A 20,353-nucleotide genomic window follows, 5' to 3' on the forward strand; every position below is an offset into this window, starting at 1 on the left:
AGCCTCTGGCAGTTGTCACCGATTATTATTGAAATGCTAGTATTACAAGGTGTGGTGTATATTGAAAATTCGGAATTTTGACATATTTTATCTCCGCTCACTCCAAGATTCTTAATGAGACATTTTTTCTTTTGGTGGGGAGCAACTATTGATGTATGGAGATAAAGCCACTGGTAGCTGTCACGAATAGTGAAACGTGTAAGCACATTCCACTGCTCGGACGCAATTATTCCAAGGCGAAATGGATTCTGGTTAAATTCATAGACTTATACCTATGGAATACGACTGGTACAACAGCTGAGGCATCATAGAGTATTTCAGGGGGTGTATGTAGTGGAGATTAAAAACTATATCGGTGGTAAATGGATCACACATTCACATTTACAAAGTATAGCAGTGACGAACCCTGCAAACGGTGAGCAGCTTGCTACCATTCCACGCTCTACTTCGAATGAGGTAGGCGAGGCTGTAGCTGTTGCTAAACAAGCACAAAAGAGCTGGGCACTTATACCAGCACCAAAACGTGCAGATTATTTATATGCCATCGGTCAAAAAATGAAAGAGAAAAAAGAACATTTGGCGACCGTTTTAACAAAAGAAATGGGCAAGGTCATTGAAGAGGCTAGAGGAGAAGTCCAAGAAGGAATTGACATGGCATACTATATGGCTGGTGAAGGACGTAGATTGTTTGGTGAAACAACACCGTCTGAGCTTGCCAATAAATTTGCTATGAGTGTAAGGGCACCTATAGGCGTTGTAGCACTCATTACACCTTGGAATTTCCCTGTTGCTATCGCCACATGGAAGTCATTTCCTGCCATTGTTGCAGGGAATACATTCATTTGGAAACCGTCTAATGAGACTCCAATGATGGCCTATGAAATGGGTAAAATCTTTGAGGAAGTAGGCTTACCAGATGGTGTCGCTAATATCGTATTTGGTACAGGACCTACAGTAGGCACAGCATTAATTGAACATCCTGACGTCAAGGTTATTTCTTTTACAGGTTCTACAACAACGGGCAGTAAAGTAGCTGAGCTTGGCGGGAAGCATTTGAAAAAGGTTTCTTTAGAGATGGGTGGCAAAAATGCTGTTATTGTCATGAATGATGCTGATTTACAGCTAGCTACAGAAGGGATTTTATGGAGCGCATTTGGTACTGCTGGGCAAAGGTGTACAGCATGTAGTCGAGTCATTGTGCATAAAGATGTAAAAGAACAATTAGAGAAACGTCTCTTAGATGAAATGCAAAAGCTCACAATTGGGGATGGTCTAGATGAGGGAGTAAAAATCGGGCCAGTGATTAATAAAGCAGCATTGGAAAAAATTAATCACTATGTACAAATAGGTAAACAAGAGGGTGCTACATTATTAGCAGGTGGCAGGATACTAAATGAACCACCTTATGATAAAGGGTTCTATTATGAGCCAACATTGTTTACAAATGTGAAGCCTGACATGATTATTGCTCAAGAAGAAATCTTTGGTCCAGTCGTATCTCTAATTGAAGTGGCAAGTTTGGAAGAAGCAATTGAAGTAAATAATGGTGTGAAATTTGGCTTATCTAGCTCAATATTCTCCCAAGATGTCAATACAATTTTCCGCGCACAACGTGATTTAGATACAGGTATTGTTTATGTAAATGCTGGCACAACAGGTGCTGAAATCCATTTGCCATTCGGAGGTACTAAAGGGACAGGAAATGGACACCGTGATTCAGGTGTAGCAGCCCTAGATGTATACACAGAGTGGAAGAGTATTTATGTAGACTACAGCGGTAAATTACAAAGAGCACAAATCGATACAGAGTAACAGATCAACGAAAGGGGATGTTCTTGATGAAAGTTGTTGTATTAGGTGCAGGTTTAATGGGGAAAGAGGTAGCTCGTGATTTAATAAAAAACGATAAAGTGGAGCGTGTGTATTTAGGTGATATCGATGTAAAAGTTGCACAGGACTTTGTAGATACGCTAGATACAAATAAGGTAGAAGTGGTAGAGCTACACGCAGAACGTGACGATTCATTAATGAGTGTTATTTCGAAGGGGGATGTTGCCGTCAATGCATTGTTTTATTCGTTCAATGAACGAGTAGCAAGAGCAGCTATTGAGGCAGGCGTCCATTCCGTTGATTTAGGTGGTCATATCGGTGGCGTTACAGAGAAGATATTAGATTTACATGAGGAAGCAAAGGCAAAAGGTGTTACAATCATTCCTGACCTAGGTGTTGCTCCCGGCATGATCAATATTCTAGCGGGCTATGGTGCTTCAAAATTAGACGAAGTAGAATCTATTAAACTATTTGTTGGTGGTATTCCAACTGAGCCAAAGCCTCCGCTTCATTATACACGCGTGTTTTCTTTAGATGGCGTTTTCGATCATTATACTGAGCCTTCAAAAACGATTCAGAAGGGCAAGCTTCAAGAAGTTCCATCCCTATCAGGCGTTGAACCTATTTATTTTGATGATTTCGGTGTGCTTGAGGCATTTTATACATCTGGTGGTATCTCCACATTGTATAAGACATTCCCGAATGTCCGCACATTAGAATATAAAACCATCCGTTATAAAGGCCATGCTGAGAAATTTAAACTTTTAGCAGACTTAGGCTTCCTTGATTCTGCGAATAAGGTAGAAGTGGATAATCAAGAAGTGCCTGTTCGTGCAGTCGTACGAGAGGCACTCAAAAAGAAGCTTGAATTGGGCTCAAAACCTGATGCTGTATTGTTACGTGTTATTGTAGCAGGTGAAAAGGCCCAACAGCAGGTGACATATGAATATGAAATGGTTGTACGTAAAGATATGACAATTAATGAAACAGCTATGGCCCGTGCTACGGCAAATACGATTTCAGTTGTTGCTCAGATGATTGGTGCCGGTGTTATTACAGAGCATGGTGTATTCCCGCCTGAAGCAATCGTGCCAGGTGATACGTATATTGAAGAGATGGCTAAACGAGGTGTGGTCATTAAAGAGACATCACATAAGTCTGCTATGATTGTGAAATGGTAGGTGCTGACCATGAACTTTGAAATGTCCACTGAGCAGGAAATGCTAAGAAAAACAGTAAGACAGTTTGTTGATGAGGAAATCATTCCCTATATTGCAAAATGGGATGCTGAAGGTGGCTTTGATGCTAAAATTTGGTCCAGACTTGCTGAGCTTGGCTTAATGGGTGTTTGTGTTCCTGAACAATACGGAGGTAGTGGCATGGATTATAATGCACTTGCTATCGTATGTGAGGAGCTTGAACGGGGAGATACGGCATTTCGCACAGCCGTATCTGTTCATACAGGTTTAAATAGCATGACCTTAATGCAGTGGGGGACTGAAGAGCAAAAGCAGCGATACCTTGTTCCGCAAGCTAAAGGTGTACGGATTGGAGCTTTTGGTCTCACAGAACCAGGGGCTGGGTCTGATGTAGCTGCCATGTCAACAACTGCCGTCCGTGATGGAGATCATTATATCCTCAATGGGCAAAAAACGTGGATCTCTTTATGTGATATTGCAGACCACTTTATCGTATTTGCCTATACAGACAAATCGAAAAAACATCATGGAATTAGTGCGTTTATTGTAGAACGTTCCATGGCTGGCTTTACATCTAAAGCGATAAAAGGAAAATATGGTATTCGTGCTGGTAATACAGGTGAGCTCTTTTTTGAAGATTTACGCGTGCCAATTGAAAACCGACTTGGTGAAGAGGGCGAGGGTTTCAAAATTGCCATGTCTGCGCTAGATAATGGTCGATTTACAGTAGCAGCAGGTGCTGTTGGTTTGATCCAAGCTTGCATAGAGGCTAGTGTGAAATACTGTCATGAACGAGAGACATTTGGTAAACCTATTGGTGAGCATCAGCTTGTCGGACGAATGATTGCTAATATGGAAGCAGGCTATCAAATGAGTCGTCTCCTTGTCTATCGTGTTGGAGAATTGAAAAATAAAGGTGTTCGAAATACTCGAGAGACATCATTGGCAAAATGGCAGTCTTGTGATTTTGCGAATAAGGCTGCGGATGATGCGGTCCAAATTCATGGAGCCTATGGCTATTCAGACGAGTATCCAGTTGCCCGTTATTTAAGAAACTCCAAAGCACCAGTCATTTATGAAGGGACTCGCGAAATTCATACTATTATGCAGGCAGATTATGTATTGGGAAGACGACAAGATAAGCCATTAAAAAATATGTTGCCTAAATGGCCATTTGAAGAATAGACGAGAGGGAAGTGTTTCCCTCTCGTTTTTTATTGTGCCTCAACATACTTAGAAAATTTCAGAAAAATGTAACTTTCCTCTTTTTTACTAGTCTAATTAATAAACAAGTATATGAAGGAGAGGAAAAATGATGAAAAGTAAATGGTTCGCAATTATGCTGATTATCGTTCTAGCTATCGTGCCTGGAATTTTTACATTGATAGTGAATACAGATGTGACGGCAAAGGCGGCTAGCGCAAGTATGGCAACACAAAACTGGCAAGCATCTTTTTCAGTTGCTTTAAAGAAAAACAAAATAACTGAGGAATATGTCTATATCACTACGGAAAAAGGAAGCAAAGTACCTGCAACAATTGAATTGTTGGAAGATCAAAAAACGATAGTAGTGAAAAAGTTAGCACCAGGTAATTATCAATTGCATGTAAAAAAGGAGGCCTTTGCACAAGGCGGACTGAATGTAGCTTCACAGACAATTCCATTTACAATTATCGAGACATTAACAGCCGTTAAATCGGAGAAAGAGTTACAGCAGTATTTTAAAAAGTTGTTAACAACTCAAAGAGTAGAAATTAGAGAAGAAGAGAGCTTACAAAGTACAGCAAGTGAAGATAAAGCAACAGCTAATAATGAGTCTACAACTAATAATCAAGTAGAGGGGGTAGAAGAGGGTGACATTGTAGTAGTAAAAGATGACTTTATTTACACTGCAAAAGATCAGAGCATTACAGTGGTGAATGCTAAAGATCCTAAGAATTTAAAGATGGCTACAAGTATCAAATTAAAACATTCCCAATATATTTCTAAGCTTGCCCTATATGACAATCTATTAATTGCCATCGGGGATCAATATATTGAAAAAGCAGGCACAGCTATGGTAACAGCCTCAATTTATGATATTTCAAATCCAAGCAATCCAAAGCATGTACGTGATGTTGGGCAAGAAGGCTTCTTGCAGGATATTCGCATAACGAATGACACATTATATTTAATCGGTAATATGTATCCAAATTACTGGATGCTACAAGAAGACAATAAAACCGATTTAAAGCCTAAAACATTTGATAGTATGGCAGGAACAGAGTACCAAAGTCTGCCTTTAGAAAAAATCTCAATCTTACCAAATACGATGGATGGTACCTATAGTTTAATTACAGCTGTCGATTTAAAAAATGGAGCTAAGACAACTGCCAATACAAAAGGGTACTTAGGTGGAAGTAGTGGTCTTTATATGTCAGAGAATGCCCTGTATTTAACGACACCAATGTATGAAAGTAGTATTGATGTTTCATCAGAAAAGCGCGTTATGGATATGATTTGGTTACCGAGGTCAGCCGACACTCAAATTTTCAAGTGGAATGTAGATGGAACGACTTTGAACTTTGTCGGAAGTACGGAAGTAAAGGGAACTGTGTTAAATCAGTATTCAATGGATGAATATAAGGGGAACTTCCGGATCTTTACAACAGAAGGTAATACGTTGAATGAGAAAAGTACTTCCTATAACCATCTCTTTATTTTGGATGAACATTTAAAACCGCTTGGTGCAGTAAAAGATATGGCGCCTGGAGAAAAGATATATTCAGCTAGATTTATGGGAGAAAAAGCATATGTGGTGACATTTAAACAAGTGGATCCACTATTTGTCATTGATGTAGCGAATCCGAAAAAGCCTGCTGTACTAGGGGAATTGAAGATTCCTGGCTTCAGTAATTACCTACATCCATTAGATGATACGCATTTAATTGGTATTGGTTATGATACGGAGCAACGCTATGATTCGTATACGAAACGTAATTTTACTGTGACAACCAATATGAAGATGTCCCTATTCGATGTATCAGACTTCCGAAATCCGAAAGAACAATCAACCGTAAAAATTGGTGGGAAAGGTTCTTCCTCTGAAGTGCAATACAATCCTAAAGCGCTATTCCGCAATAAGGAATACAACTATTTTGGCTTCCCTGTAGTACTGTATGAGGCAGGTAAGGGAGATGAAGTTGTCTATCAAGGTCAAGGTGCTCAAATTTATGAAATTACTGCAGAGAAAGGGATAGTATTGAAAGGAAATATAATAAATCGTAATAATAATGAGTCCTATGAAAATTGGGAGCAAGTTGTACAACGTGTTGTCTATATAGATGATACGCTGTATACAATAGCGCGTAACGAGATAAAAAGCTATCAGTTAAATGACTTCAAGCCTTTAGATACATTAACAATAAAATAATAAGAAAAACAAAACAGTCAATTGAAAGGTATCAAGTAGCCTTTACTCCAATCCTGTATCTTTAGCAACGGTTTTCAAATATAGTGAAGGTGTTCATTATTCTTTATGAAGAGGTGTTGTCACCCATCATCCTCTGATAATGGGCTATTTGATCACTATGCTACTATGAAAAAGTAAAGACAATTGGCAGAATGGTTGATTGGAGTGGAGCCAGCGTCACTCCTAGGGGATTTAGCGTCACAGATGAGACCCTGGATGAACGTAGGTGAGTGAAGCGGCTCATCGGACGCCCTGGAAAGGACGCTGGCGGAACAGAAGTCAACCTCTCGCCTTGCAAAGTTGCTTTTTCTGCCGTTGACATCATCTTTTTCAACAAAAAAGAAAGTCCAATGAATATGGAGAAATTCATTGGACTTTTTGTTTATTACTATTGTCGATATGGCAGTATCTCGGATACAGTCACAAATTCATAGCCCTGCTCTTGTAAATAGGCAAGAACAGCGTCAAGTCCGTCTGCAGTGGATTGATGAATATCATGCATTAAGACAATGGCATTATTGTGTAAATTATTTTTTACGTGTGGCAATAGCTGCTGTGCATTTCGATGTTTCCAATCCAATGTATCAATTGTCCATAGCACAACAGGGATAGGAATCTCGGCATTAATTGTGTCATTAGTTGCACCGTATGGTGGTCTAAAAACTGTGGCACCTTGATTGATTGCCTTCTCAATTTCAGTGGCAGTCGTGTTATATTCTTTCATCACTTGTTCCTGCGTAAGCTTTGTTAAGACAGGGTGGTTCCACGAATGGTTTCCAATTTCATGACCGCGCGCAAGAACATCTTTTACGATGTCAGGATAGTATTGTACACGACTACCGAGCATGAAGAAAGTAGCCTTTGCGTGATACTTATCAAGAATATTTAAAATTTGCTCCGTGACTTTTGGATGTGGACCATCATCAAATGTTAAAGCAATACGTTTTTTATTCGGATCACCAGTTGGTGGTGGATTAATTGGTTTTACATTTTCCATTGCGATTTGAAATTCGGAGGCTAACAAAGGGTTAATAAGCGAAAGGGGTAGTTTCACTATTGGGGTACCTGCTGCTCCACTAGCAATCTCATATTCATCGAAATAGATTTGTAATGAATCATCAACAATAGCAAAGCGATTGAAGTTAGACCATTTTGGTTCGGTAGCTTTTAATAGTTCATCGTTGAAAAGCTCATCCTTTAATTGGAGGTTTTTTTGCAAATCTTTTCGGACGTTTACAGCCAACGTAGATAAGTTATTCTCATCATTTTGTAAGAGCGTTTGGATCGTAATTTGTTCGCCCGTTTCGTTGTTAATGAAGAATGTTTTTGTGGAGACTTCGTGATTGGCTCCACCTACATATAGCATTTTTGTTAGCACAAAGGAATAGTAATGCTCTCGGTACGGAAAAGTTTCTAGACTAATATTTAATTCACCCATAGCATCTGTATCTTTATTTTTCTTCATCGATGTTAGATAGTTTTCTTTTGAATCCGATATGTATTGTAATACGGCATCATTAAAAACCTCGTTATCTGTTTGTGGGTAATGTATAGCAAATGGTGTTCGTTTGTCATTTGAAACGTCTGTAACAATACGTATGCCTGGAAACGCAGAACTTTCGGTCGATAAATGACTATTCACCGATTCCGTCTCGGATTCTTTTGAAGCACTAATCTTTTGAAACTTAAAGTCATCCTTTGAAAGGATAATAAAAAGTATAATAGTTGTTAAGGTCACAATAAGGCTAAGTAATAAGAAATCAATTATTGGACCGCGTCTTTTTCTACGTTCCTGCATGGTTTTGGATACGCTCCCCTCTTTTTTTATTTTCTATACAATCAGACGTGCCAGTCATTAAAAAAGTTATACAAATCTAGAATCTTTTTATGTAATTTTGTGGAAAATTATTAAGATCACTTTTTCTTCAAAAATCAGCGAATTAATTGTAGTTGTACTTCTATTTAAGAGGTTGTAAAATACCTACTAAAATAGAAAAAACACATGCGTAATATTAGTGTAACTGTAAAAATAAATTGAAAGATAATCCATTGCTTAAGAAAAAAATTTTCAGTTGAGTTTTTATTGGCAGTTCGTTAATATTGGCAAGGAACCTTTTGAAGGAGGCAGATAGCTGCAATGGTCTTACAAGATGCGGATAATGAACTTACGATTGACTGTTTGTTGCTTGCAGGACGCATTATGATTGAAAGTGGTGCCGAAACATACCGTGTTGAGGATACGATGCTGCGTATGGCACATTCTCAAAATATGCCAAATGCTCAATGTTATGCCACACCAACGGGCATCATTTTTTCGTTAGGCAAGACACAGCCAACAAGAATTACATCAATTCCCAGTAGGGTTACAGATTTGCAAAAAATCGCCTTGGTAAATTCAGTATCTCGTAGACTCACATCTCAAATCATAACATTAGAAGAAGCTTATGACGAGTTAAAGTCGATACAAAAAACAAATTATTTTTTACCAACTTATTTGCAAGTTTTGGCAGCTGCGCTTGCTAGTGGTTGTTTCCTTATTATGTTTAAGGGTGGATGGTCGGATTTTCCGATAGCTTTTTTGGCAGGCGGGCTCGGTTTCCTAGTATTGGTAATCATTAATCATTTAACAAGGGTAAAGTTTTTTTCTGAATTTACTGCATCACTCGTCCTCGGCTTTGTTGCCTTCTTTGCAGTAAAGTATGGTTATGGTACTGAACTTGATAAAATTATTATTAGTTCCGTCATGCCACTAGTACCAGGTATTTTGATTACAAATGCTGTACGTGATTTAATGGCAGGTCATTTTATGTCAGGGATGGCAAAGGGAGCAGAGGCCTTTTTAACAGCCTTTGCTATTGGTGCAGCAATCGCCGTCACACTAGGATTTTAGGAGGCGGATAATATGCAGATGATGGACATTATTATACAATTAATAGTTAGTTTTTTTGCGACAGCTGGGATTGCCATTATTTTTAATGTTCCTAGAAAAACACTACTTCATTGCGGACTCGTTGGGGTAATTGGCTGGATTATATACTATGTTCTAACAGAGCAAGGCATGGATGTTGTCAAAGCTTCTTTCTTTGGCTCATTTGTCATTGCCATCGTTGCTCATTTATATGCCCGACGCTTTAAAATACCCATGATTATTTTTATTGTTGGGGGAATTATACCATTAGTACCAGGGGGCATGGCTTATAATGCAATGAGAAATGTGGTAGAAGATGATTACTTACAAGGCTTGCAATATGGCTTAAAGGCATTTTTAATTACAGGTGCTATTGTTATTGGACTAGTTTTTGCAGAAGTAATTATCCAACTCATATTCCGCTCAGTTCGTTCCAGTAAAGTAAAATTACAAAAGGTTTATAAAAAATAGAAGGAGACTGCGTGCTAAATAAACGCAGCCTCCTTCTTCATTATTGTTATTTTGTCAGTAATAGTTCAATCTCTTCAGGTGTAACAGGTTTACTAATATAATAGCCCTGAATGGCATCGCAGCCGTAAGTGATTAATAGATCTGCTTGTTCAGCTGTTTCTACACCTTCAGCGACCACTTTCAATTCCATGGATTTACCTAGTTGTACCATACCATTCATAAGCTTTTGGCTCTTTTCGGATTTTAAGAGTGAATTTGTAAACGTTTGATCGATTTTTAATGTACTTATTGGTAAAATTTGCATATATCTAAATGAGCCGTAGCCAGTACCGAAATCATCTAATACAAAAGAAATGCCTTCGTTTTCAAGCTTACGCATTTGCTGTGCAATAGACGTTGCGGCTTCAGCTTCTAAAGCAAATTTTTCAGTAATCTCAATTTGTAATAGGTTCGCTGGACAACCTGTTTTTGTAATCATTTCAAGTATAGATTTTGCCATATTCTTATCACGGAATTCGCGTACAGAAGAGTTAATAGATACTTTTAAATCATAGCCAGCCTTTTTCCAAAGTAATGCTTGTTCACAAGCCTTTTCCAGCATGAAGGACCCAATATTATTAATTAGGCCTGTTTCTTCAGCGATAGGAATTAACTCATCAGGCGTTACGACACCTATGACCTCATCTTCCCAACGTACAAGTGCTTCAACAGCAGTAACTTTTCCAGAATACACATCGATTTGTGGCTGATAGAGTACCTTCAAGTTCTTTTGGTCAAGTGCTTGGAGTAAGCGCTTTTCAATTGATGCTTTACGATTTAAAGCTTTATGTGTTGCTGTTGATAAAGAAACAATTTTATCTCCGCCAGCCTCACGGACTGTTGAAATAGTAGCAATGGATGCCTTCATAAGCTGAGAGAATGTTGATTGATCCTCAGGATATCTAGTTATGCCACCACTAATAGAAATTGGTACAGCAATATTGCCGCTATAAATCGGATGTTGTTGTAAGTAAGATAAAAAGCCTTGAATAAACCATTCACTTAAAGGCGTAATGACAACAAAATCATTTTCATTTATACGAGCCATCGTGCTATCTTGGAAATACATTTTTATACGATTTGTAAATTCAACAATAAGGCTTTGATCGATTTGTTGATCATGTAATTCTTTAAGTGTATAAAATTTATCAATACTTAGATAAACAAATGAAAAGTGTCTCTCATCGTCAATCATATTGGTGATTACTTTTTCAAGTCGATGTGCATTCATCAAACCAGTTTCTGTATCGATGTAAGCAATTTTTTCAAGTTGGTGTTGAATCGTTTTTGATTTAGTTACATCCTTTTCAATTAGGATAAACTGTTGTTCATTTGTTTCAAGATTAACGAGGGGGATAGCCGTTAGTAGCACCCAATAGGATTGCCCCATTTTTGTAATTTTTTCAACTTCTCCTTGCCATGTATGACCATTATTTAAATTACGCCAGATCGTATGTGTTATTTTTTCACTCATTTCATTATCAGGGAACAGTTGCCAAAAGGTTTTGCCGATAACACGCTTTGGGGTCCATTGGCTTGTTTTTAGAAATTCATTATTACATTCCAAGATAAATCCATCGTGATCGAGTGTAACAGTCATAAAGGTTGCATCTAAACCTTGCTTAAGGTTTACAAAGGTATTGCATTGAGAGATAGCCTGCGTCATTAATTCTGGGAGCATAAAAATCAATAGAATAAAACGTTCTCCCTCATCTGTAAAAGGTTTAGCTAGCAGAGCTGTTGTTATTTCTGCATTTGAAGTTGTGTGTACTTGAATTTTTTCTAGATACGTACTGTCCTCATTTTGTAAAATAGATTGAAGTGTTTCGACAGGAAGCTGACGCAGTAGATTTTCGTGTATAGATGGAGTAGTATTTCCTTTAATATCATTAGCTGATAAGCCAATCAGATGTTCAGCACTCTTTCCCCAGACTGTTGCTTGTCCATCTTGATTAATGATAATTGCAGGAAAAGGAAGTGAATTTAAATAATGTTCATCAATCGTAAATGATTTATGCATATGACTCATGATTATTCGATCTCCTTGGGTAATCAATATATACTAATATTATAGATAATAATCGGGAATTAGTCATTATGAATATATTTGTAAATATTTGATAGTAAAAATTAATAGGACTTTTCTAGTGAAATATAAGAAATGATTTGAAGAAAAGTAACAATTTTTAGTACGTATATAGGAAGCAGGATTGGTATGAAACGTTTAAAAGGAATAATATTTATCGTCTCGGGTGCTATGTTATGGGGAGCAACTGGCCCTTTAATGGAGTGGTTGCTTAATCATACACCTTTGACTGTATCCTTTATGTTAACAATCCGTTTATCGGTTGCAGGTATATTACTACTTACATATTTATTGTTAACAGGAAAAAATATTTTTGGAATTTGGCAGCACAAGCTATGGGGGAGGCAACTCATAGTTTTTGGTATTGCAGGTATGCTTGGTGTCCAATTTACATTTGTTGCTGCAATTAATGAAAGTAATGCTGTGCTTGCTACCTTACTACAGTTTTTAGCGCCAATATTTGTTGTCGCGTATGTCTCTCTTAGTTTAAAGAAATGGCCACCAAAATATCAAGTGTTAGGTATTATTGGTACCCTTATAGGGTTATTTCTGTTACTAACGAATGCATCATTTGAAAGTTTACTTATTAGTCCAAAAGCCTTGATATGGGGAATAGGAGTAGGCTTAACATTTGCATTTTACACCTTGTATCCTGCACGCTTAATGAAGGAATGGAGTGTGCTTTTAGTAGTGGGCTGGGGGATGCTGGTGGGTGGCTTCACTTTGGGCTTAGTAAGCCGTGTTTGGCAGCAGTCCACTCAATGGGTTGTTCTAGTAGATTTTAAAATTTTAATGTTATTAGTTGCTTTAATATTTTTTGGAACAGTAGCTTTTATATTGTTTTTAAGTAGTATGAAATACATTACGGCAGTTGAAACGAGCATTCTTTCTAGTATTGAACCATTAACAGCAATGGTGATCTCTGTTATTATTTTCGGTACTTCTTTAGGTTTTTGGCAATTAATAGGAGTATTCGTTATGCTTGTTTGTGTAACCTGGCTTTCTATAGCAGGAGAAAAAGCATAAATATACTATAGTGTTAGTAGTTTTTAACTATCATTAAATTTTATCTACCAACAAGGGGGAAAGAATATGAAAGAAGTTTTTTCCTATGTAAAGCCATATAAATGGACAGCTATTTTTGCTTTATGTTTAATGCTTTTAGAGTTATTTGTAGAGCTTGTGCAGCCACTCATTATGGCAAAAATAATCGACGAGGGAGTAAGGGCACAAAATCAAGGAATGGTTTTGCAATGGGGGGCTGTTTTACTTGGACTATCTTTTGTTGCCTTTCTGGCGGGCGTTATCAATTCTTATTTTTCTTCACATACAGCTCAAAGCTTTTCATATGATCTTCGAAATGCCCTGTTTGATAGGATTCAATCCTTTACGCTAGCAACCTATCAAAAATTCTCCACTGCATCGCTTATTACTCGATTAACAAATGATGTTACACAGGTACAAACGGTGCTGTTTATGAGCTTACGTATTATGCTTCGAGCGCCACTTGCTGTGATAGGAAGCATTATTATGGCTTTTGTCGTAAATCCGAAATTAGCTTTATTTTTAGTTATTGGTGCACCGATCATTTTTATTTTTCTTCTTTTTATGGTGGCAAAAGGTGTGACTTATTTTGGGCGTGTACAAAAGAGGGTCGATCGTTTAAACAGAGTTTTACAGGAGAATTTACAGGCGATACGATTAGTAAAGGCTTACTTAAGAGGGGCATATGAGGCTACACGCTTTGATGAAGTTGCATCACGGTTAAAGGTTGATACTGTGAAGGCCTTACGCATAATGGAATATATTATGCCGGTTCTTTTGTTCATTATGAATATGAGCCTGCTCGCAGTTTTATGGTTTGGTACAAAACAAATTGCTACAGGAACAACGCCACTTGGTGATATTGTGGCTATTGTGAATTATGCAATGCGTATGACAGGCTCATTTTCAATGTTCGCTTTTATTATTATCTTCTACGCACGTGCAAAGGCATCTGCAGAACGTATGGCAGAAATCCTTTCCGTTGAAAATGAGGTTGAAGATACATCTCTTTTAGAAGAAGTAGGTCATGCCACACAATATGGAGAATTAACCTTTGACCATGTTAGTTTTACTTATCCAGGAGGAGATGTTCCTGTTCTGTCAGATGTGAGCTTTCAAGTTAAGTCTGGCGAGAAACTAGCGATCATGGGGGCAACTGGTGCAGGAAAATCAACATTATTACAGCTCATTCCTCGGTTCTATGAAGTAACGCAAGGCAGAATACTTGTGGAAGGTCAGGATGTGCAACATTGGGATTTACAAGAGTTGCGGGAAGTGATTGGCTATGTCCCCCAGCAGTCATTGTTATTTACAGGAAGTATTGCAGATAATGTGCGTTGGGGAGATACACAGGCTGAAATGGATGCTGTATTACAGGCTACAATGCAGGCGCAAATTCATGCATCTGTTGAAGATTTTCCAAATGGTTATGATACCAAGGTTGGGCAAAAGGGTGTCAATTTATCTGGGGGGCAAAAACAGAGGTTATCTATAGCTAGAGCTCTTTTAAGAAAGGGACATATTTTAATGCTTGATGATAGTACTAGTGCTTTAGATGTGAAAACTGAACAGTCTTTGTGGGCGGCACTGAGTGAAGAAAAAGCAACGATGCTTGTTGTTACACAAAAAATACGTACAGCTAAAGGTGCAGATCGCATTTTACTGATTGATGCTGGAAAAGTAGTTGCTTATGGCACACATGAAGAGCTTTTAGAGACTTCCTCGCTTTATAAAAAAATAGCTATCTCTCAACAGGAGGTGGAGGATTAATGGGATTTTTCCAGAAACCTTTTGGCTATGAACCGCTTTTGACAAAAGATGATCTGAAACAGGGTGTGAAGAAAAAGAAGGGGCCACGTGCAGCTGATTGGAGAAGTACATTGCTGCGGTTATGGAAAATTGTCGACGAACAACGTGCACTGCTTATTGTGGTGCTCTTATTAGTGATGATTAGCTCCATATTAGCTTTAGTTGGTCCTTATGTAATCGGTCAAATGATTGATCACTATGTTATGCATGGCGAGCTTTCAGGCTTAGATAAAGGGATTGGCTTATTAATTGGTATTTATGTGTTATTAGCCGTTTCACTTTTCCTACAAAACTATTGGATGATTGGCATCGCCCAGCAAACGATCTATAGATTAAGGACAAGTGTATTCACTCATTTTCAAAGACTGCCAGTGGCATTCTTTGATCGTCGTCAGCATGGAGAATTGATGAGTAGAATGACGAATGATATTGAAGCTGTCAGCTCAACATTGAACAGTTCCTTTATTCAGGTATTTTCAAGTGTTCTTACGCTTGGTGGAACCGTCATTATTATGCTCAGTTTAAGCCCATTGCTGACAGTTCTGACGATGATCATTATTCCACTGATGTTTTGGGCGATGCGATGGATTACACGTCGTACAGCACCACTGTTTAAAGAACAGCAGGTAGCTATTGGCGCCTTAAACGGGATGATCGAAGAAACAATTTCAGGACAGCGGATTGTGAAGGCATTTTCACAAGAGGAGCGAATGAAAGCAGAATTTCGTGAAAAAAGTTTGCGCTTAAAAAGAACTGGTTTTTGGGCACAGACATACTCAGGTTATATTCCTAAAGTTATGAACTTCTTAAATAATATGAGCTTTACCATTGTAGCAGGTGTAGGAGGAGTTCTTGCGTTATATGGACATGTATCGATAGGGGTAATTGTTATATTCACTGAATATGCACGACAATTTACACGTCCTTTAAATGATTTAGCAAACCAGTTTAATACAGTACTGTCAGCCATTGCTGGTGCAGAACGTGTATTTTCCTTGCTTGATGAACAACCAGAGGCAGAAAATGTGTCAGCACAAAAGCATCAGCTATTGGGACATGTAACGTTTAAGCAGGTGTACTTCAAATATGAACTAGAAGAAGAGGGGTACACACTAAAAAATGTAGACTTTAAAGTGGAACCTGGTCAAACGGTAGCCCTTGTTGGTGCAACTGGGGCTGGTAAAACGACAATCCTTCAACTTATTGCAAGATTTTATGACGTCTCAAAGGGAGAGGTATTATTTGATGGTATAAATGTACAGCAAATTGATCGACAATCCCTTCGTTCACAAATGGCCTTTGTCTTACAGGATCCATTTTTGTTTGAGGCTTCTGTTCGCGAGAATATCCGATATGGTAGACTGGATGCGAGTGATGCAGAGATTGAGGAAGCGGCCAAGCAAGCTAATGCACATGAATTCATTATGAAACTAAAGGATGGGTATGATACTATTCTTGCAGCGGATGGACGCGAGATTTCCCAAGGCCAAAAGCAATTACTTTCTATAGCAAGGGCACTTATTGCTGATCCGAAAATTTTACTATTGGATGAAGCGACAAGCAGTATCGATACTGTGACAGAACTGGCGATACAAGAGGCACTCGATACGTTAATGCAAGGGCGCACGAGCTTTGTGATCGCGCATCGTTTAAATACTGTCCATAATGCCGATATGGTCTTAGTGATGCAAAAAGGGGAATTAGTGGAGGCTGGACCTCAGCAAAAGCTAATCGAATCAGGTGGTCTTTATGCACAAATGCTGCATTCATCCTCACACCATCTTGAGGAATAGATGGAAAAAGAGCAATTTCATTTGAAGTTGCTCTTTTTTATTGAATTAAAATGTTATTAATTTGAATAAATGGTATAATTATTATATAACATTATTAAAATATGAAACAGTAGATAGTTTAAAAGTAATGGGTTGTGAAAGAATAAATATCTCTATTTTAGAAAAATTAGTATATTATTTCTAGTAAATTTCAGTCATTTTACTGAATTTTTATAGTATAAATCCTTTTATTTTTCTAATATTTGAAGTAAAATTCTGATTAATAGCGGGTATTAATATATTTTGTTGCCAGCTTATTTTCATTCTTGCTACAATAGGGCAATAGTCTGTTACAGGAACGGAGTAAATGATGAATATTTCAGTGATGACAGTGTCTTTTCCATTAGATGGAGAAACATTGAAAGAAGTAAAGTTATTATGTGAAGAAGCAACAGTTCAAGATTATCGAGTCTATGAAACCATTATGAATGTACCAATGGCTAGCTCTTTCGAGAATAAAGGCTTCATGGTACTAGCGTATGAGGATGATAAGGATTTACTAGTTGGTGCTGCTAGTGCTATCGACTTAATGGGACTTCATACATATGAGTGGTCATTAGTGGTGACACCTGCATATCGACAAAAGGGTATTGGAACTGCGTTAGTTGAGGGTATACAAGTAGGGCTAAAAGAAAGAGGGGCAGAGGGGCAATTAGCTGTAGTAATTGATGGTTCCCCTTATGGGCACACATTTATTGAAAACAAAGGGTTTACCTATAGTTTTTCAGAAACGACCCTAGAAACAAAAGCAGAGCCTGTTACATTACGAAGTGATATAAATATTCAAGCCTATAACGGAGAGCAAGCTGAACTGATTACTATTTATTGTGAGGCTTTTGGAGATCTACCCGAAGAATCAGAAGAGCTTATTGCTTTTAATACATCAACAAATGGAAGAGAGCTTTGGGTTGCTTACAGAGATGGTGCAGTTGTTGGCACAGTGACTACAGCTAAGGAAAATGAAATCCAGTGGGTAACAGCACTTGCTGTACATCCAAATTGTGAAGGACAAGGTATTGGGACAGCCCTTCTTTCCTTTTCAAAGGATTATGCGAGTAAGGTTGGTGCAGCGTTTGTCATGCTAGATGTAGAAGTAGACAATAAAAAAGCACTTTCTGTCTATGAAAAAGCAGGCTTTATGAAAGCACAGCAAATTGATTATTATGTAAAACAATAGAAAAAAGGGCGATGAGAGGTATTTAATATCAACTCATCGCCCTTTTTTATCATAATCACGTACTATCTTCATATAATATTAATAAGCTTTAAGAAAGGAGTCGTGATCATGCGCATGCCAGCATTGCCAAAGAAGAAGTCTCCTCCGAAGGAAGCCCCTAATTCATGGTGGAAAGTTGTGAAAGCTTATTTATCCAAAGGGAAGTTTTATAAATTACCCCCAAGAAATTAATGATGCAAAGAAAAAAGTCGCCTTTTAGCGACTTTTTAATTTTCTAATAAAAATGTCTTTTTGGATGGACCGATTAAGTATAGCTCGTGCATGGCTCGTGTAAGAGCTACATAAAGTAGCTTTCGGTCAATGGGTGTATCGTAAAATGGTGTATCGTAGGCAGCTACAATGACAGCATCAAATTCAAGTCCCTTAGCTAAGTGACTTGGCACAACAAGTAACATTTCTTGATTAATAGATTCATTTTCCGTTAGTAGTTGTGAAGCAATATCATTGTCTTTTAATGCCTGTTGCATAGTAATGGCTTCTGCAGTAGTTTTGCAAATTAAAGCGATGGATCGATGGCCATTTTGACGAATAGCTTCAAAAATCTCTTTAACTTTGAAGGCATCGAATTGCTCTGCTTGAATAAAACTTGGTACTTTACCGTGACGCACAACGGGTTCTACTAAAGGTAGCTGTTCATTCATTTGCGCTAGAATTTGATTCGCGACTTCCATAATTTCAATTGTTGTTCGATAGCTTTTTTGCAAAGTGCGGAAGCTTGCACGAGGAAATAAGCTTTGGACAGGTTCCCAGGCTGTTAATGAGCGATAGCTATGGATACCTTGTGCTAAATCACCGACCATAGTAAACATATCTGTATCAAGACCTGCTTTTAAAGCAGCAAGCTGAAATAAACTGTAATCTTGGACCTCATCGATAAAGACAACACGCATCTTCCATTCATCTGCAATGCCTTTTAAACGTGCTTGTAAATAGTATAGTGCAGCTAAATCTTCGAGTGCCCATTGTTCTTTACGATGTGCCTGCAAAAATTGTTGCTGTTCAAGGTAATGCCATTCAGGGGCGAGTTCTGCTAATAATTCTGCATCGGTGAGAAGGGTACGATAGAGTGTTTTAATATTATGTTTAGGAAAGCGACGCATATAAGCTGATGCCGTTGTCTTCGTTTCTTTTTCAATGGCAGGAATTCGTTCATCACGCTCATCAATGAATTTTGTGACAACACGTCGCCGTTTTTCATCATCTCGAATTCCATTTAAGGCTTTACCCAATGCTTCATCATACTTTTTATGGAGTGTAGCTAAAACAGCCTGTTTTTTTTGACGTACATGGCTTGCTAAGACCTTTTTAATATGTTCAAGTCGCTTTTCGATAGGCATATATGAGAATTCATATAAAAACAGCTTCTTCAGGTGGGAAGCACGCATGATACAGTATTTTTCAATATAGACATCTTCGAATTGCTCTGCGATCTTTTGTTCCAGCTTTTGTACGTAGCGTTCGATGACATCACGATAGTAAAGTGAACCTTTCATTTCAGCAATCCAGGCAGTAGGATGACTGCCTCCAGCAACGAGCAATTCTAATTGTTCATTTGGATTTTGAAGCTTAAGCTTTAATTTAGTGGCAGAAAGAACGTAGTCTGTAAAAGTAGTTTGGCATATTTTATCGACGCCAAGCTCTGGTAAAACATCGCCTATATAATCAATAAATAACTTATTCGGTGCTAAAATCATGAGCTGCTCAGGATTAAAATGTTCACCCATTGTATAAAGGAAATAGGATATTCTGTGTAGAGCAATGGTTGTTTTTCCACTACCAGCAGCACCTTGCACAATAATTGGTTGACGAAGATGTGCTCGAATAATTTCATTTTGTTCCTTTTGAATGGTTGAAACAATTTCAGTTAGACGGACATCAGCTTTTCCAGCTAATGCTTCTTGTAGTAGTTCATCATTTGTTGTTAGATCAATATCTCGTATATCGAGTAATTCGCCATTTTCGATCTTGTATTGCCTTTTAGCAAAGAGATTTCCTTTATGAACTTCACCACGGACATCGTACTCCATGTCACCAAGACGTCCATCATAATAAACATTAGCTACGGGTGAGCGCCAGTCAACAATAATGGGCTCATGGGTTTCACGATGAAATAGTGATGTTTTCCCAATATAAAGGAATTCTTCTGGGTCACCGGTTTTTTGGAAATGGATTCTAGCGAAATAGGGCTTCTTGCGAACGGCCTCTAGACCTTCTTTTTGATTACGTGCCATTTCAAAAAATCTGGCATTTGTTAAGATATTTAAATAACTTAAACTCGAATCTAAGTAATCAAGATCGGCCATAGATTTGCGGATATTTTCTTGAGCAGATTTTAAATCTCGTTGTGATTCGTCTAATATTTGTTGCATATAGCCTTGGGTATACGCTAACCGCTCTACTTCAGCCTGAAAATCTGGATGTTGTACAGTCATTTTTTAGCACCTCCT

General features: G+C 38.0%; 13 protein-coding genes. 10 read left to right on the top strand and 3 right to left on the bottom strand.

Translation table 11 applies throughout. The annotated features are described in order from the left end of the window. Positions 1-333 precede the first annotated feature (333 nt). The 4 genes from NYE73_RS02035 to NYE73_RS02050 all read left to right on the top strand — a co-directional run bounded on the left by NYE73_RS02035 (position 334) and on the right by NYE73_RS02050 (position 6,441). The gene (locus NYE73_RS02035) at positions 334-1,812 is read left to right on the top strand and encodes an aldehyde dehydrogenase family protein (RefSeq protein ID WP_004229708.1); all 1,479 of its coding nucleotides are present in this window, start codon (positions 334-336) and stop codon (positions 1,810-1,812) included. Between the two features lie 26 nt (positions 1,813-1,838). Then, entirely contained in the window at positions 1,839-3,011 is a 1,173-nt protein-coding gene (locus tag NYE73_RS02040) for a saccharopine dehydrogenase family protein (RefSeq protein WP_054549077.1), read from the top strand. 9 nt (positions 3,012-3,020) lie between these two features. Next, on the top strand, positions 3,021-4,214 hold the full coding sequence (locus NYE73_RS02045; protein WP_048393298.1) for an acyl-CoA dehydrogenase family protein: 1,194 nt from the start codon (positions 3,021-3,023) through the stop codon (positions 4,212-4,214). Positions 4,215-4,344: 130 nt separating this feature from the next. Further along, complete coding sequence (locus NYE73_RS02050; protein ID WP_259955546.1) at positions 4,345-6,441, top strand: beta-propeller domain-containing protein; 2,097 nt, start codon at positions 4,345-4,347, stop codon at positions 6,439-6,441. A 427-nt stretch (positions 6,442-6,868) separates the two neighbouring features. Here NYE73_RS02050 and NYE73_RS02055 read toward each other — a convergent pair whose 3' ends face one another. Then, positions 6,869-8,278, bottom strand: a complete 1,410-nt coding sequence (locus NYE73_RS02055) for a polysaccharide deacetylase family protein (RefSeq protein WP_048393300.1) — start codon at positions 8,276-8,278, stop codon at positions 6,869-6,871. Between the two features lie 339 nt (positions 8,279-8,617). On the opposite strand from NYE73_RS02055, the gene NYE73_RS02060 reads away from it, so the two are divergent. Together NYE73_RS02060 and NYE73_RS02065 are read left to right on the top strand one after the other, a co-directional pair. After that, positions 8,618-9,370, top strand: a complete 753-nt coding sequence (locus NYE73_RS02060) for a threonine/serine exporter family protein (RefSeq protein ID WP_009371811.1) — start codon at positions 8,618-8,620, stop codon at positions 9,368-9,370. 12 nt (positions 9,371-9,382) lie between these two features. Then, positions 9,383-9,859, top strand: a complete 477-nt coding sequence (locus NYE73_RS02065) for a threonine/serine exporter family protein (RefSeq protein WP_081010948.1) — start codon at positions 9,383-9,385, stop codon at positions 9,857-9,859. Positions 9,860-9,905: 46 nt separating this feature from the next. On the opposite strand, the gene NYE73_RS02070 is transcribed toward NYE73_RS02065, so the two are convergent. After that, entirely contained in the window at positions 9,906-11,927 is a 2,022-nt protein-coding gene (locus tag NYE73_RS02070) for an EAL domain-containing protein (RefSeq protein WP_259949293.1), read from the bottom strand. 186 nt (positions 11,928-12,113) lie between these two features. On the opposite strand from NYE73_RS02070, the gene NYE73_RS02075 reads away from it, so the two are divergent. From NYE73_RS02075 to NYE73_RS02090, 4 genes are all read left to right on the top strand, one after another. Continuing rightward, on the top strand, positions 12,114-13,010 hold the full coding sequence (locus tag NYE73_RS02075; RefSeq protein WP_259949294.1) for a DMT family transporter: 897 nt from the start codon (positions 12,114-12,116) through the stop codon (positions 13,008-13,010). A gap of 66 nt (positions 13,011-13,076) precedes the next feature. Then, positions 13,077-14,798, top strand: a complete 1,722-nt coding sequence (locus NYE73_RS02080) for an ABC transporter ATP-binding protein (RefSeq protein WP_048393307.1) — start codon at positions 13,077-13,079, stop codon at positions 14,796-14,798. Next, a complete protein-coding gene (locus NYE73_RS02085) occupies positions 14,798-16,630 on the top strand; it encodes an ABC transporter ATP-binding protein (RefSeq protein ID WP_066038238.1) in 1,833 nt (610 codons plus the stop codon). Before NYE73_RS02080 ends, NYE73_RS02085 begins: the two co-directional genes overlap by 1 nt. Before the next feature lie 346 nt (positions 16,631-16,976). Further along, the gene (locus tag NYE73_RS02090) at positions 16,977-17,846 is read left to right on the top strand and encodes a GNAT family N-acetyltransferase (RefSeq protein ID WP_233436290.1); all 870 of its coding nucleotides are present in this window, start codon (positions 16,977-16,979) and stop codon (positions 17,844-17,846) included. Between the two features lie 266 nt (positions 17,847-18,112). Here NYE73_RS02090 and helD read toward each other — a convergent pair whose 3' ends face one another. Further along, a complete protein-coding gene (gene helD / locus NYE73_RS02095; RefSeq protein WP_259949296.1) occupies positions 18,113-20,338 on the bottom strand; it encodes an RNA polymerase recycling motor HelD in 2,226 nt (741 codons plus the stop codon). Positions 20,339-20,353: the final 15 nt, after the last annotated feature.

The organism is Lysinibacillus sp. FSL K6-0102, assembly GCF_038003545.1.
Classification (GTDB): domain Bacteria; phylum Bacillota; class Bacilli; order Bacillales_A; family Planococcaceae; genus Lysinibacillus; species Lysinibacillus capsici.